General features: G+C 68.6%; 16 protein-coding genes. 7 read left to right on the top strand and 9 right to left on the bottom strand.

All coding sequences use genetic code 11. From position 1 onward, the window contains the following. Window positions 1-29: 29 nt before the first annotated feature. Window positions 30-875, top strand: coding sequence for an S-formylglutathione hydrolase (gene fghA / locus ACVCMC_RS02935; RefSeq protein ID WP_447098625.1), 846 nt, complete (start codon window positions 30-32; stop codon window positions 873-875). Between the two features lie 102 nt (window positions 876-977). Here fghA and ACVCMC_RS02940 read toward each other — a convergent pair whose 3' ends face one another. Continuing rightward, window positions 978-2,306, bottom strand: coding sequence for a DEAD/DEAH box helicase (locus ACVCMC_RS02940; RefSeq protein WP_395119237.1), 1,329 nt, complete (start codon window positions 2,304-2,306; stop codon window positions 978-980). Window positions 2,307-2,452: 146 nt separating this feature from the next. Continuing rightward, a complete protein-coding gene (locus ACVCMC_RS02945; RefSeq protein WP_447098626.1) occupies window positions 2,453-3,109 on the bottom strand; it encodes a class I SAM-dependent methyltransferase in 657 nt (218 codons plus the stop codon). 129 nt (window positions 3,110-3,238) lie between these two features. Here ACVCMC_RS02945 and ACVCMC_RS02950 point away from each other — a divergent pair, with 129 nt between their 5' ends. Together ACVCMC_RS02950 and ACVCMC_RS02955 are read left to right on the top strand one after the other, a co-directional pair. Then, a complete protein-coding gene (locus ACVCMC_RS02950) occupies window positions 3,239-4,471 on the top strand; it encodes an MFS transporter (protein ID WP_447098627.1) in 1,233 nt (410 codons plus the stop codon). A 37-nt stretch (window positions 4,472-4,508) separates the two neighbouring features. Further along, window positions 4,509-4,994 carry an FKBP-type peptidyl-prolyl cis-trans isomerase gene (locus tag ACVCMC_RS02955; RefSeq protein WP_395121409.1) on the top strand — a complete coding sequence of 162 codons (486 nt, stop codon included), beginning with the start codon at window positions 4,509-4,511 and terminating at the stop codon, window positions 4,992-4,994. Window positions 4,995-5,243: 249 nt separating this feature from the next. On the opposite strand, the gene ACVCMC_RS02960 is transcribed toward ACVCMC_RS02955, so the two are convergent. Beyond that, a complete protein-coding gene (locus ACVCMC_RS02960; protein ID WP_395121408.1) occupies window positions 5,244-5,768 on the bottom strand; it encodes a C40 family peptidase in 525 nt (174 codons plus the stop codon). A 172-nt stretch (window positions 5,769-5,940) separates the two neighbouring features. Here ACVCMC_RS02960 and ACVCMC_RS02965 point away from each other — a divergent pair, with 172 nt between their 5' ends. The 4 genes from ACVCMC_RS02965 (at window position 5,941) to ACVCMC_RS02980 (ending at window position 9,907) form a co-directional block, all read left to right on the top strand. Further along, window positions 5,941-7,200 carry an NAD(P)/FAD-dependent oxidoreductase gene (locus ACVCMC_RS02965; protein ID WP_447098628.1) on the top strand — a complete coding sequence of 420 codons (1,260 nt, stop codon included), beginning with the start codon at window positions 5,941-5,943 and terminating at the stop codon, window positions 7,198-7,200. A gap of 51 nt (window positions 7,201-7,251) precedes the next feature. Then, the gene (gene gorA, locus ACVCMC_RS02970; protein ID WP_447098629.1) at window positions 7,252-8,601 is read left to right on the top strand and encodes a glutathione-disulfide reductase; all 1,350 of its coding nucleotides are present in this window, start codon (window positions 7,252-7,254) and stop codon (window positions 8,599-8,601) included. Window positions 8,602-8,697: 96 nt separating this feature from the next. Beyond that, window positions 8,698-9,477 carry an N-formylglutamate deformylase gene (gene hutG, locus ACVCMC_RS02975; protein ID WP_447098630.1) on the top strand — a complete coding sequence of 260 codons (780 nt, stop codon included), beginning with the start codon at window positions 8,698-8,700 and terminating at the stop codon, window positions 9,475-9,477. Between the two features lie 187 nt (window positions 9,478-9,664). Further along, complete coding sequence (locus ACVCMC_RS02980; protein ID WP_447098631.1) at window positions 9,665-9,907, top strand: hypothetical protein; 243 nt, start codon at window positions 9,665-9,667, stop codon at window positions 9,905-9,907. A 45-nt stretch (window positions 9,908-9,952) separates the two neighbouring features. Here ACVCMC_RS02980 and ACVCMC_RS02985 read toward each other — a convergent pair whose 3' ends face one another. The 6 genes from ACVCMC_RS02985 to ACVCMC_RS03010 form a co-directional block, all read right to left on the bottom strand. Further along, window positions 9,953-10,393 carry a RidA family protein gene (locus ACVCMC_RS02985; RefSeq protein ID WP_395119223.1) on the bottom strand — a complete coding sequence of 147 codons (441 nt, stop codon included), beginning with the start codon at window positions 10,391-10,393 and terminating at the stop codon, window positions 9,953-9,955. After that, window positions 10,390-11,055, bottom strand: a complete 666-nt coding sequence (can, locus tag ACVCMC_RS02990) for a carbonate dehydratase (protein WP_395119221.1) — start codon at window positions 11,053-11,055, stop codon at window positions 10,390-10,392. The genes ACVCMC_RS02985 and can overlap by 4 nt, the downstream gene beginning before the upstream one ends. A gap of 37 nt (window positions 11,056-11,092) precedes the next feature. Next, the gene (locus ACVCMC_RS02995; protein ID WP_447098632.1) at window positions 11,093-12,571 is read right to left on the bottom strand and encodes an aldehyde dehydrogenase; all 1,479 of its coding nucleotides are present in this window, start codon (window positions 12,569-12,571) and stop codon (window positions 11,093-11,095) included. A gap of 113 nt (window positions 12,572-12,684) precedes the next feature. Next, window positions 12,685-13,473 (bottom strand): SDR family oxidoreductase, encoded by a 789-nt coding sequence (locus tag ACVCMC_RS03000; RefSeq protein ID WP_447098633.1) that lies wholly within the window; start codon window positions 13,471-13,473, stop codon window positions 12,685-12,687. Window positions 13,474-13,495: 22 nt separating this feature from the next. After that, window positions 13,496-13,807, bottom strand: coding sequence for a hypothetical protein (locus ACVCMC_RS03005; protein ID WP_395119215.1), 312 nt, complete (start codon window positions 13,805-13,807; stop codon window positions 13,496-13,498). Beyond that, window positions 13,804-14,604, bottom strand: a complete 801-nt coding sequence (locus ACVCMC_RS03010) for a hypothetical protein (protein WP_395119213.1) — start codon at window positions 14,602-14,604, stop codon at window positions 13,804-13,806. Before ACVCMC_RS03010 ends, ACVCMC_RS03005 begins: the two co-directional genes overlap by 4 nt. Between the last annotated feature and the right edge of the window lie 5 nt (window positions 14,605-14,609).

The following is a 14,609-nucleotide window of genomic DNA, read 5'->3' on the forward strand; positions in this document are numbered from 1 at the left end:
GGTTCGCGCGACCAGGACAGTACAAAGCCATGGCCATCGAAACGATTTCCGAACAGCGCCTGCATGCGGGCGTGCAGGGCTTCTATCGGCATGAATCGCATGCCTGTGCCGGCCCCATGCGCTTTGCCGTCTACCAGCCGCCGCAGGCGGCGCGGCAGCAGTGTCCGGTGCTGTATTTCCTGGCCGGCCTCACCTGCACCGAGGAAACCGCCACGATCAAGGCCGGCGCCCAGCGGCTGGCCGCCGAACTGGGCCTGATCCTGGTGATGCCCGATACCAGCCCGCGGGATACCGGCTTCGACGGCGCCACCGGCGACTGGGAGTTCGGCGAAGGCGCCGGCTTCTACCTCGACGCCACCGAGGCACCGTGGTCGACGCGCTTCCGCATGGCCAGCTACGTCGTCGACGAACTGCCCGCGTTGATCGGCACCCATTTCCCGGCCGACCTCGCGCGCAGCGGCATCTGCGGCCATTCGATGGGTGGCCACGGCGCGCTGACCCTGGCCTTGAACAATCCTGCACGCTATCGCTCGGTGTCGGCCTTCGCCCCGATCGTGGCCCCCAGCCAGGTGCCGTGGGGGCGCAAGGCGCTGCCGCGTTACCTGGGCGACGACCCGGCGGCCTGGGTCGCGCACGATGCCTGCGAACTGGTGCGGCGGCAGACCTTTCCCGGCACCATCCTGATCGACCAGGGCGAGGCCGACGGCTTCCTCGAAGCGCAGCTGAAACCGGAACTGTTCGACCAGGCCTGCGCCGAATCCGGACAGGCCCTGCTGCTGCGCCGGCACGCCGGCTACGACCACAGCTACTGGTTCATCACCAGCTTCATCGACGACCACCTGCGGCACCACGCCGGGGCGCTGGGCTTGCTGTAGGAGCCCCCTCGCGGGCGATACCGTTGCCCCGGAGCCGCGAGGAAAAGAGCATCGCCCGCAAGCGGGCTCCTGCCGCGGGAGACTCGGCGCGTGTCGGCTTGCTCAGGCCTTGGCCGCCGGGCGCCGGTTGTTGCGGCGGCGCTGGTTGCCGGCGGCGTGATCGCCGCGGCCCTGCGGCGCGTAGCCGTTCGGCCGTGCCGCGCCGGCGGGCTTGCCCTGGCGCGGTGCCCGCGACTGCTGGCGCTGACCGCCGCCACCCTGCTTCGGACGCGGCGCGCCGGCATCCAGTCGCAGCGGGGCGGACGGCTCGTAACCGGCCACGGCGGTGATCGCGATGTCCTGCTTGAGCAATTTGCGGATGTCGAACAACAAGCCGGATTCGTCATGGCTGACCAGCGACAGCGCCAGGCCTTCCATGCCGGCGCGGCCGGTACGGCCGATCCGGTGCACGTAGTCTTCGGCCACCGACGGCAGGTCGAAGTTGATCACGATCGGCAACTGCTCGATGTCGATGCCGCGCGCGGCGATGTCGGTGGCGACCAGCACGGTGACGCGGCCGCTCTTGAAATCGCTGAGGGCGCGCGTGCGCGCGTTCTGGCTCTTGTTGCCGTGGATCGCGGCGCTGCGCAGGCCCGAGGCGTTGAGGTAGGTGACCAGCTTGTCGGCGCCGTGCTTGGTGCGGCTGAACACCAGGCTCTGGCGGCGGCTGTCCTGCGACAGCACGTGCAGCAGCAGGTCGCGCTTGCGCGAGGCGTCCACCGGGTGCACCTGGTGGCTGACCAGGGCGGTCACGGTGTTCGGCGCCGAGACCGAGATCTCGCGCGGGTTGTGCATGAACTCCATCGCCAGCGTCTTGATCGCCGGTGCGAAGGTGGCCGAGAACAGCAGGGTCTGGCGCTTCTTCGGCACCACCTGCAGGATGCGCTTCAGCGCCGGCAGGAAGCCCATGTCGAGCATGCGGTCGGCTTCGTCCAGCACCAGCGTTTCCACCGCGGAGAGGTCGAGCGTGCGCTGCTGCAGGTGGTCGATCAACCGGCCCGGGGTGGCAATGACGATGTCCACGCCGCGGCGCAGCGCATTGATCTGCGGACCCATGCCGACGCCGCCGAAGATGGTGGTGGCGCTGACGTGGATGTGCTTGCCGTAGTCGCGCATGTTCTCGTGGATCTGCGCGGCCAGCTCGCGGGTGGGGGTGAGGATCAGTGCGCGCGGGCGGCGGGTCATGGTCTGCCCGCTGGTCGACAGTTTCTGCAGCAGGGGCAGGGCGAACGCGGCGGTCTTGCCGGTGCCGGTCTGGGCGGCGGCGAGCAGGTCGTGACCTTCCAGCGCCGGCGGGATCGCCGCGGCCTGGATCGGGGTGGGATTGGCGTAGCCGTAATCGGCGAGCGCACGCAACAACGCGGGCGCAAGGCCCAGCGAATCGAAGGACATGAAACACTCCTGGGCAACCCGGAGTGTTCATACCGTGTTGCGAAGCAAAGGGAAGGGGGGCGGCAGGTGCCGCTGCCATCGTGAAGACGACGGCCCGACAAGTATAGCGGATTCGACGCGCCGGCGTCTGCCCCTTCGGGCAGGAGTCAGCGCGGGTGGTGCGCCACCACCAGGTAGCTGTTGAACGGGGTGCGCCCACGCAACGGCTCGATGCGCACCTCCAGCCCCGCCTGCTCGATTGGCTCGCGCAATTCGTCGGCACTCGGATAATGCTGCGCACCGCCGGAAATCCAGCCGGAGGCATGCAGAAAGAACTCCTCCACGCGGGTGGCGTGGAAGCGCCAGTTGGCCTCGCGCAGTACGTTGCGGATGATCAGGCAGCCCTGCGGCGACAGGTGCCGGGCGGCGTCCCGCAGCAGGGCCGGCTGGCGCACGGCGGGCAGATAGTGCAGTACGTCGAGCAGGGCGACATGGCCCTGCTGCGCGGGCAGTTCGGCGGCGTCGGCCTGTTGCAGCCGCATCATGGCATCGAGTCCCGCGCGTTGCACCGCACGTTGGCCCGCCAAGATCTTGCGCGAGTCGTGGTCCAGCCCGAGGTAGGGCTGGTGGTGGCCTTGCGCGTGCAGGTACTGGCCCAGCAGGCCGATGCCGCAACCGATGTCCAGCAGCGGCAATGCGGTGCCGTCGATCCGCGCCGCCACGGCCGCGTAGACCGGGTCGCTGGCCAGCTTGCCGCGCACATAGCCACGCTGCAGGCTGCCCTGATAGAGCCGGGCGATGCGTTGCCGGGTGTGACGGTCCATGCGCGTCCCGCGTGCCGAAGATGCGGCCAGCCTAGCAAGCTTGCCGGGACGGTGCGGGGTTGCGTGGCGGGCCGGCCTCGTGCATACCGTGCGCAGCGCTGGCCGACGGCCGCTCCCTGGAGTTCCGCGATGTCATGGTTTGCACCCCTGCGCCAACTCGATGTCACCCAGCGGCATACGGTGGCGGCGAGCTTCCTGGGCTGGACGCTGGATGCGTTCGACTTCTTTCTGCTGGTGTTCGTGCTGGGCGACATCGCCGACGATTTCCACGTGCACAAGACCGAGGTGACGCTGGGCATTTTGCTGACCCTGGCGGCCCGCCCGCTCGGCGCTCTGCTGTTCGGCAGGCTGGCCGATCGCTACGGGCGCCGGCCGGTGCTGATGTTCGACGTGCTGCTGTTCTCGTTGCTGGAACTCGCCTGCGCCTTCGCGCCGACGCTGACCGTGTTGCTGGTGCTGCGCTTCGCCTTCGGCATCGCGATGGGCGGCGAGTGGGGCATCGGCGCTTCGCTGGCGCTGGAGAGCATCCCGGCGCGTTCCCGCGGCATGGTTTCCGGGCTGCTGCAGAGCGGCTACCCGTGCGGCTACTTTCTCGGCGCGATCGCCTACTGGGTGGTATTCGACGTGCTGGGCCTGGGCTGGCGCGCGATGTTCGTCGTTGGCGTGCTGCCGGCGTTGCTGGTGCTGTATCTGCGCAGCAAGGTGCCCGAGTCGCCGGTGTGGCAGGCGGGACAGGTGGGCAGGCAGCGGCGGAGCCTGCGCGATTCGATGCGCGGGCAATGGAAGCGACTGCTGTACATGATGTTGCTGATGATGGCGTTCAACATGTTCAGCCATGGCTCGCAGGACATGTATCCGACCTTCCTCAAATCGCAGTTGCACCTGCAGGTCGGCGCGGTGACCGTGCTGACGATGCTGCTCAACGCAGGCGCCATCCTCGGTGGTCTGAGCTTCGGCGCCTGGTCCGAACGCATCGGTCGGCGGCGGGCAATGATCGTGGCGGCGCTGCTGGCCTTGCCGTGCATTCCGCTGTGGACGCATGGCGGCTCGCTGGTGCTGCTCGGGTTGGGCGCGTTCCTCATCCAGGTGATGGTGCAGGGGGCCTGGGGCATCGTGCCGGCCTACCTCAACGAGTTGTCGCCCGACGACGTGCGCGGCACCTTGCCCGGCTTCGCCTACCAGCTGGGCAATCTTCTGGCCGCGAGCACGGCCACCGCGCAATCGTGGCTGGCCGACCGCAGCGGCGGCAACTATGCGCTGGTGATGGCGGGGTGGATGGCCGTGGTCGCCGTCGCGCTGGCGCTGCTGGCCTGGCTGGGGCCGGAGGTGCGCGGTACGCGCTTTGGCAGGTCGCACTCCTGATAGAATCGCCGGTTTGCGCCCTCTTGCGAGACACATGATGAAAGCTGGAAAGGACAAGGTGGTTTCCCTGCACTACACGCTGACGGTGGCCGGCGACAAGGTCGAAAGCTCGCACGACCGCGACGAGCCGTTGTGGGTGCTGCTTGGCCACGGCCAGCTGATTCCCGGTCTGGAAGCCGCCCTGGAAGGCCACGAAGCCGGCGAGAATCTCGCGGTGGACGTGGCCGCCGTGGACGCCTACGGCGAGCGCCAGGAAGGCCAGATCCAGCGCATGTCCAAGAAGTACTTCCCGCAGGCCAGCCGACTCAAGCCCGGCATGGTCACCGTGCTGCAGCTGAAGCAGGGCGGCCAGCGCGCCGTCACCGTGCACAAGGTCGGCATGAGCACGATCGACGTGGATCTCAACCATCCGATGGCCGGCAAGGACCTGCATTTCGATGTCGCCATCGGCGAGGTGCGCGAGGCCACCGAGGAAGAACTCCAGCACGGCCATGCCCATCCGCCGGGCAGTGCGGAGCACTGAGCAGGGGATATCGAATCAAGGCAATGACGGCGCCCTCGGGCGCCGTCATTCGTTGGCCCTCTCCCTTCCACGGGAGCGTTGGAGAGGGGTAGCCCGGGCGACCCGCGGAAGTCCCACTGCGGGTGAAAGGTCCGGATGAGGGCCGGCAATTCGTGCAGCGGCGCACCCTGTGCGCGACGATCTTCGCCGCGTAACGAAAGGCATCGTGCACAAGGTGCGCTCCTGCAGGGTTCCGGCCCGTGTGGCCCCTCAATCCAGCACCCGCTTCCCGTACGCGAAATGATCGCCCCAGTACGGCCCGTCGATGTCGTCCAGCCGCACCGTGCCACCGCTGTTCGGCGCATGCACGAAACGCCCCTTGCCGACGTACACGCCGACGTGGCTGATGCTGCCGCCGATGTCGAAGAACACCAGGTCGCCGCTGGCCAACTGGGTCATGCGCTTCACCTTGTGCGCGCGCATCGAGGCCATGGCGTGCGAGGTGCGTGGCAGGGCGATGCCGGCCGCCGTGCGGTAGATGTAATCGACCAGCCCGCTGCAGTCGAAGCCGCCGGCCGGCGTGTTGCCGCCCCAGCGATAAGGCGTGCCCACCAGGCCGATCGCGCGGAACAGGATGTCGTTGGCTTCGCCCGCGCTGGCGGCTGACGGTGCGCGTGGCGGCAGGTCGGCCAGCGCGGAATGCGAAGTCCTGTAGGTCGGCTCGCGATGGTGCGGCGCGCTGGCGCAAGCGGCCAGCAACGCGAGCATGGCGCCGAGCAGCAAGGCGTGCGTCATGCGCCGGGCGGCGGCGATCGACGTGACGCGGCGTGTTCGGTCCATGCGCATGGCGGGGTCCCGGCTTGAGTCGGGCTGAGGTTATCAAATCAATGGGTTGGAAGAAAGTTCTCACAAGTTGGTGCAGTTGTGGCCATGCCGCGGTATCGGCGCAGCTGGTTACAATCCGTCGATGGATTCGGATCGCGACGATGTGTTGATCCTTGGTGGCGGCGTCATCGGGCTGGCTTGTGCGCTGCAACTGCGCAAGGCCGGTGCCAGCGTGCGCGTGCTGGAGCAGGGCACGCCCGGTTGCGGCAGTTCGCACGGCAACTGCGGCACCATCACGCCCAGCCATGCGGCGTCGCTGGCCATGCCGGGAATGATCGGCGTCGCGTTGCGGTCGATCGTCCACGCGGACGCGCCGCTGTATCTCGACCCGCGCCTGGACGGGCCGCGGCTGCGCTGGCTGCTGGGTTTCGCGCGCCATTGCAACTGGAGCGACTTCCATGCGGCGACCCATGCGCGGCTGGCGATCCTGCAGCGCTCGCGCCGGTTGCTCGGCGAGCTGGTGCGTGACGAAGGGCTCGACTGCGAGTTCAGCGAGCAGGGTACCTTGCATGTCTACCGCACGGACCGGCTGCGCCAGGCGGACGAGAAGGGGCATGCGGCGCTGCTCGAAAAACTCGGCGTGACGGTGCAGCGCCTGGACGGCGCCGAGGTCGAGGCGATGGAGCCGGCCTTGAAACCGGGCGTGGCCGGCGGCGTGCTGCATCCGCAGGATGCCTCGCTGCGGCCGGACCGCTACGCGGCCGAGCTGGCGCGCCGCGTGCTCGAATGCGGCGGCACGATCGAGAGCGGTGCGTGCATCGAGGGCTTCATCACCGACGGTACGCGGATCACCGGCGTGCGCACTTCTCGCGGAGCGTTCCGCGGCGAGCGCATCGTGATGGCGCTGGGCGCGTGGTCGCCGCTGCTGGCACGACAACTGGAGCTGCGCCTGCCGATGCAGCCGGGCAAGGGTTATTCGATCACCTGGGATCGTCCCGCGCTGGCGCCGCGCCGTGCGCTGAGCCTGCGCGAACCTTCCGTCTGCGTCACTTGCTGGAGCGACGGTTTCCGGTTGGGCAGCACGATGGAGTTCTCCGGCTACCGCACCGGGCTCAATCGCACCCGTCTGGACGCGTTGCGCCGCGGCGCCGCCGCGAACCTGCGCGAACCGGCCGGTGGCCGGCTGTTGGAGGAATGGTGGGGTTGGCGACCGATGAGCGTCGACGAAGTGCCGATCATCGGCCCCAGCACGCGCTGGACCAATCTGTGCCTGGCCACCGGCCATGGCATGCTGGGGGTGAGCATGTCGGCGGCCACCGGTGAACTGGTGGCGTCGCTGCTGGCCGGCACGCCGGCGCTGCTCGACGCCACCCCCTACGCACCCTCGCGTTTCGGGCTGTAGCGATCGCGGCGCCATCCGTCGGCGCCTTCCACGAACGCCGAGGAGCATGCGATGACGGCAAGCCATGACCTGATCGTGCTGGGCGCCGGTTCCGGCGGCCTGGCCACGGCCTTTCGCGCAGCCAGGCATGGTGCCCGCGTGGCCCTGGTCGAGCCGCGAGAACTGGGCGGCACGTGCGTCCATCGCGGCTGCGTGCCGAAGAAGGCCATGTGGATCGCCGCGCAATGGGCGCAGGAGCAGCGCTGGGCGACAGCGCTGGGGTTCGATGCACAGCCCGGGCCGCTGGACTGGCGGCACTTTCGCGAGGTGCGCGTGGCCTACATCGGAGGCATCGACCGTCGCTATGCCGAACGGCTGGAGCAGGCCGGTGTCGAGCTTGTGCGGCAAGCCGCGCGATTCGTCGCGACGGACACGGTGGAGCTGGCCGATGGCCACCGTGCGCAGGCGCCGCACGTGGTGATCGCCACCGGCGCACGGCCGCGTCGGCTGGATCTCCCCGGCTTCGATCTGGGTCTGGTGTCGGACGACATCTTCGCGCTCGACGCCGCGCCCGCGCGCGTGGCGATCGTCGGCGGCGGTTACGTGGCGTCGGAGTTCGCCGGCTTGCTGCGGGCGCTCGGCTGCAGCGTCGAGATGCTGGCGCGCGAGCGCCTGCTCGGCGGGTTCGACGCGGAACTGGTGCGCGCCCTGCGCGAACACATGCATGGCCAGGGCATCGCCGTGCAGCTGGACACCGACGTGCGCGGCGCACGTCGCACCGACGATGGCATCGTGCTGGACGACGCTGCCGTTGCCGGCACGCGAGGTCCCTACGACGCGGTGCTGTGGGCGGTGGGGCGCGTGCCGAACACCGAATCGCTGGGTCTGGATACTGTCCGCGTGAAGCGGGACGACAAGGGCCACGTCACGACCGATGCCTGGCAGGACACCAACGTCGCGGGCATCCACGCGGTGGGCGACGTCACCGGCCGGCATGCGCTGACCCCGGTGGCGGTGGCCGCCGGGCGCGCGCTCGCCGACCGCCTGTTCGGCGGGCAGGACGAGTCGCGGCTGGATTACCGCAACATCCCCAGCGTGGTGTTCTCCAAGCCACCGCTGGGTCGCGTCGGCCTTACCGAGGAAGAGGCCCGCGAGCGCCACGGCGACGCGGTGCGCATCCACTGCAGCCGCTTCACGCCCATGGCCTGGGCGCTGGTGGGCAAGCGTGAGCAGAGCCTGATGAAACTGGTGTGCGTTGGCGAGGACGAACGCGTCGTCGGCATTCATCTGCTGGGCGCGAGTGCCGACGAGATGCTGCAAGGGTTCGCGGTAGCCCTGAAGCGCGGCATCCGCAAGCGCGATCTCGATGCCACGGTGGCGATCCACCCGACCTCGGCGGAAGAACTGGTGTTGATGGATTAGTGGTCGCGATCGAAGACTCGGGATTCGGGGGAGCGGCCGCATGCGGGCTTTGGCTTTCGACTCCCCAACCCTGATCCCGGCCCTTAGACTACCCCCATGGACACGTTCACCTTGCACCGGGGCCGCGTACCCCTGCTGATCAGCCTGCCGCACGATGGCAGCTTCATTCCCGCCGACATCGCCGCGCGCATGCCCCCGGCCGCGCGGCGCTCGCCCGATACGGATTGGCACGTGGCGCGGTTGTACGAGCCGCTGGCCGAGGCGCTGGGCGCCAGCGTGCTGAAACCTGCCGCCTCGCGTTACGTGGTCGACCTCAATCGGCCTGCCGATGGCCATGCGCTGTATCCGGGCCAGCGCGAGACCGGCCTGGTGCCGTTGATCGGCTTCGATGGCGAGCCCTTGTACCGCGACGGCGATGCGCCCGACGCGGCCGAAGTTCAACGGCGGATAAACGATTACTGGCAGCCTTACCACGATGCATTGGCGCAGGAACTTGCGCGGTTGCGGGCCGAACACGGCCGCGTGGTGCTGTGGGAAGGCCATTCGATCCGCAGTCGCGTGCCGATGCTGTTCGAGGGCAGGCTGCCGGATTTCAACCTCGGTACGGCAAACGGGGCGAGCTGCGATGCCGCCCTGCAGATGCGCCTGGCCGATGGCCTGCAGGCGCAGTCGCGCTTCAGCGTTGCGATCAACGGGCGTTTCAAGGGCGGTTACATCACCCGTCATTACGGTCGCCCGGACGCCGGCGTGCAGGCGGTGCAACTGGAGCTGGTGCAGCTCAACTACATGGACGAGGCGAGCTTTGCCTATGACGCGTCGAAGGCGTCGCAGGTGCAGGCGTTGATCGAATCCTTGTTGCGCACCTGTCTGGACTGAACGCAAGAAATTGCCGGCGGCCGGAGCGTTTTTCGACTGTCAAGATCCGGCGCGATCCGGCGCACCGAAATGGCCTGCTGCATTCAGCAGCCGTATGTCCTGTGCGCCGCATTGTCTTGCCGTCGCGCCACCCGAGGCGCCGGGTTCCGGCCGGGCTCGCGGCATTTCTTCTCCGAGGTTTGTCACCATGATGCGTAATGTTCTGATTGCCTCCCTGCTGGTTGCGGGCGTGGCGCTTTCCGGCTCCGTGCTGGCCCAGGCTGCTGCCCCGCAGGCCGCCGCCCCCGCGGCGCAGGCTGCCGTGGCAACCAAGGCCGCCCCGGCGACCGAAGCTGCGCCGAAAGCCGCTGCGCACACGACGACGCACCACAAGACCCACAAGCATCACAAGAGCCACAAGAAGGCCGCCGCCACGCCGGCCGCGGGCTGATCCCGCGCCGGCCTGGAAAGGTTCTGGCTTCAGTGCCCCGCCGACTCAGGTCGGCGGGTTTTTTTGTGCCGGCAGCGCGGCAATGCACTTGAGCTCGATCGCGATCGGCGTGGGCAGGCTGTGGATGCCCAGCGTAGTGCGGCAGGCGTCGACGCCGGCGAAATATTCCGCGTAGAGGCGGTTGTAGGTCGCAAAGTCGCGCGCCATGTCGGTCAGGAACACGGTGACGTCGATGAGATCGGTCCACTGCGCACCGCTGGCTTCCAGCACGGCGCGCACGTTGGCGAACACCTGTCGGCATTGCGCCTCGATGTCGTAGTCGAGCAGACGGCCATCCGCGTCGTGGACGTTGCCGGGAATGGCATTGCTGCCCGGTTGACGCGGGCCGACGCCGGACAGGAACAGCAAATCTCCGACCCGCCGCGCGTGCGGATAGGCGCCCACCGGTTGCGGCGCGGCGTCGGTGCGGATACCCGCGCCGCTCATGCGCCGCCGGTCCAGCGGCGGGTCAGCTGGGCCACCGCCTGCTCATAGGCTTCGGGCAACTGTTCGCGGCCGCGCACGTCCAGCCCCAGGTCGTGCATGTGACCGTTGTCCAGGCCGTAGATCCACGCGTGCACGGCCAGTTGCTGGCCACGCTCCCAGGCTTCACGCACCACCGTGGTGTGGCAGACGTTGAGCGCCTGTTCCAGCGCGTTCAACTCGCACAGGTGGGCGTGGCGCAGGGCGAACGACTGGTTCGGGTCGAGCTTGTCCGAGTGCTTCAGGGCAATGTCGGTGATGTGCCGCAGCCAGTTGTCGATCAGGCCGAGGCGGCTCTCCTTCAACACCGCGCCGACGCCGCCGCAGCCGTAGTGGCCGACGACCAGGATGTGCTTGACCTTGAGCACGTCGACCGCGAACTGGATCGTGCTGAGCGCGTTGAGGTCGGTGTGCACCACCACGTTGGCGACGTTGCGATGCACGAAGATCTCGCCCGGCGGCAGGTCGACGATCTGGGTGGCCGGAACGCGCGAATCCGAGCAGCCGATCCACAGATACTGCGGCGCCTGCTGCTGCGACAACTTCTCGAAAAAGGTCGGGTCCTGCGTGGTGACCTGATCGGCCCAGCGGCGGTTGTTGGCAAGCAGATCGTTCAGTGAGTTCATCGAGGTTCCAGGCGTTTCGGACGGGTGGCGCGGCGTATCAGGGGCTGGCACCGTACGCGATGCAGACGTTTTTCGGTTCGGTGAAGAAATGCAGCGCCTCGGCACCACCCTCGCGGCCGACGCCCGATTGCTTGGCGCCGCCGAACGGCGTGCGCAGGTCGCGCAGCAACCAGCAGTTGATCCACACGATGCCGAATTCGAGTTGCCCGGCCAGCCGGTGCGCGCGGGAAAGATCCTGCGTCCACAGCGACGCGGCCAGTCCGTAGTGGCTGTCGTTGGCGATCGCCAGCGCCTCGGCTTCGTCCTCGAACGGGATCAGCGCGACTACCGGGCCGAAGATTTCCTGCTGGTTGGTCTGCGCCGAAGAGGGCAGCCCTTCGATCACGGTCGGCGCGATGAACCAGCCGCCGGCGCAGCGGCCCGGCACGGCAACCGCCGCGCCGCCACACAGCACGCGTCCGCCCTCGGCGCGGGCCTGTGCGATGCAGCCGAGCACCTTGTCGTAGTGCGCCCGCGACACCATGGCGCCGAGGTCGCTGCGTGCGTCGTCCGGATCGCCCACGCGCAGCGCCTGCACGCGCGCAAGATAGCGTTCGCGGAACGCGTCGTAGATGGAGCGCTGCACCAGCAAGCGCGAGCCGCACAGGCAGATCTCGCCCTGGTTGGCGAAGCCCGAGCGCACGATGGTGTCGAGGTTGGCGTCGGAAAGATCCGCATCGGCGAACACGATCGCCGGATTCTTTCCGCCCATCTCCAGCGAGACTTTCTTGAACGCCGGTGCCGCGACGGCAGCGATGGCCGCGCCAGTGCGCGTGGAGCCGGTGAACGACACCGCCTTGACCGCCGGATGCGCCACGATGGCTTCGCCGACCTGTGGCCCCAGCCCGTGCACGATGTTCAGCACGCCCGGCGGAAAGCCGGCCTCGATGCTCAGCTCGCCCAGCAGGGCGGCAGTGCACGGCGTGATCTCCGAGGGTTTTGCCACCACCGTGTTGCCGGCCGCCAGTGCCGGCGCGATCTTCCAGGTGAACAGGTACAGCGGCAGGTTCCACGGACTTATGCAACCGACCACGCCGAGCGGCTGGTGCAAGGTGTAGTTGATGGCGCCGGCGCCCGGCGTGCCCGTTTCCATCGCATGCGATTCGCTGCCCCAGCCGGTGATCGCGGCGGCGAAGTAGCGCAGGTTGCTCACCGCGCGCGGGATGTCGAGGCGGCGCGCGAGGGCGAGCGGCTTGCCGCTGTCGCGCGATTCCAGCGCAGCGAACTCCTCCAGCCGCGCCTCGATCAGGTCGGCCAGGCGGTGCAGCAAGTGCGCCCGTTGCTCGATCGGCGTGGCCGCCCAGGCGGTTGCTGCGCGACTGGCGGCGGCCACGGCGGCCCCGACATCGGCGGCATCGGAATCCGGGCATTGGGTCAGCACGCCCGCCGTGGCGGGTTCGTGCACGTCGAGCCAGCTGTCGCTAATAGGCGCCCGCAGGCGGCCGTCGATCAGGTTGGCTAGGCGCGGAGTGGACATCCGCGTCATCTTAAGTCCAGCACGCGACAATTGCACCGAACGCGACCGTACGCAGGGCGCGCGACGCGCTGGATGGGCCGGGCTTCAGTCGGGCGGCTGGCGGGTCTGGTCGCTCAGAGCGAGCGCATGCGCCCACCGTCGACCGGCAGGCTCGTGCCGGTGATGTAGCTGGCCGCCGGGGAGGCGAGGAAGGCGACGGCGGCGGCGGTTTCCGCGGGATCGGCGAAGCGGCCCATCGGAATCTCCGCGGCCATCTCGCGCGCGACTTCCACTTCGCTGCGCCCCGACTTCTGCGCCCGTACCCGCACGATCTGTTCGATCCGCGGCGTGTGGGTGGAGCCCGGCAGCACGTTGTTGACGGTGATGCCCAGCGGCGCCAGTTCGCCAGCCAGGGTCTTGGCCCAGCTCGCCACCGCGCCGCGGGTGGTGTTGGAGACGCCGATGCCGGAGAGCGGCTCCTTCACCGAGGTGGAGATGATGTTGACGATGCGGCCCCAGCCGGCGTCGCGCATGCCGGGGATCACCACCTGCGCCAGCGTGTGATTGGCCAGCAGGTGCTGGCCGAAGGCATCGAGGAATTGCGGCGGCGTGGCGTCGAGGATGCTGCCCGGCGGCGGTCCGCCGCTGTTGTTGACCAGGATGTGCACCGGCGCCGCCGCGACCAGGGCTTCGACCCGCTCGCGCAGGCTGCCGGTGTCGCTCGCATCGGCGACCAGCAGGTCGTGGTGCTGCGCGCCGTCGGTGCGCGGCAGGCTGCCGACCACCTCGGCCAGCACTTCGGCGCGACGCGCAAGCACGGTGACGTTGGCGCCGAGCAGGGCCAGCTCGATCGCGCAGGCACGGCCGATGCCCTGGGAAGCGCCGCAGACCAGCGCATGACGTCCACTCAGATCCAGTTGCATGGAGTTCTTCCTCGGTGAGGGGTCAGGAGGAGAGACGCGTGGCCAGCGCGCCCAGCCAGCACAGCCAGCCTAGCCAGGGACCCAGTCGCCACAGGTGGCGCCAGCGGTCGATCGAGCGGTCGCCCAGCGCCGGCAGTGCCGGCGAGCGCAGCACCTGCTGCATTCGCGCCCAGCGGCGCCAGGCGGAGGGCCGCGCGTGGTCGGCTGCCGCGATGATTTGCCAGTGTTGCGGATAACGCCGTCGCAACAGCGTGGCCAATCGGTATTGCGCCACGAACGACAGCACAAACAGGCCCACCCCGGCGACCAGCAACGCCAAGTACAGCACGATCACGACGAACTGCCGCGTTTCCCGCTCCAGGGCAGCGGCAACTCGTTCAGCAGGCCGTCGCCGTGGGGTGCTTCGCCGCACACCGCGTTGTCGATGGCTTTCTGGTAGACGGAGTTCATCATGCCGATCCACAGCGACCCGTCCGGCCCGTGCGGGATGCTGAAGCTGCCGCTGGAGTTCATCTTCAGGGTGGCCGCAGTGGTGGCGTTGGAGAGCGAGGCCGGCGACTGCTCCCAGTAGGTCTTGCCCGACTGCTGGTCGGCCGAGCTGTAGACCAGCAGGTAGTGGGCCTTGTCGCTGTCGATCTTGAAACTGCCGAAGGCCCCGCTGGTTTCGTCGCTCCAGCCCATGTGTTCGCACAGGCGGATGTCGTCGAAGCGGATCGGCTGGAAGCCGTCGTCGAGCAGCACGATGGTGGGCGCGAACAGGTAGCTGGCATGCAGCCAGCGTCCGTTCAATTCCGATTTCAGCGCCACCCGGTACGGCAGCTTCATGCCGGTGGGCAGGCGGAAGGCGAGGAAATAGCTCTTGGTGCCGTTGAGGTTGGCGACCATGCTGCCGCTGCCCAGGGTGAACTTCTGCGGCTGCCACGGCAGCAGGCTGCGGTAGGAGAAATCGGCGAAGCTGCTGCAGCAGGGCGTGGCCTGCTGCAGATGCAGTTGGGCGATCTTCAGCGGATCGCCGGGGTCCTCCGCGGGCGGCCGCAGGTTGGGCGGCAGCAACGCCTTGGCGGCATGGCAGCCGGTCAGCGCGAGGGCGGCGGTGAACACGGCGGCAAGGGCGGCGAAGCGGTACGACATGGGCG

Source organism: Rhodanobacter sp. UC4452_H20, from assembly GCF_052978205.1.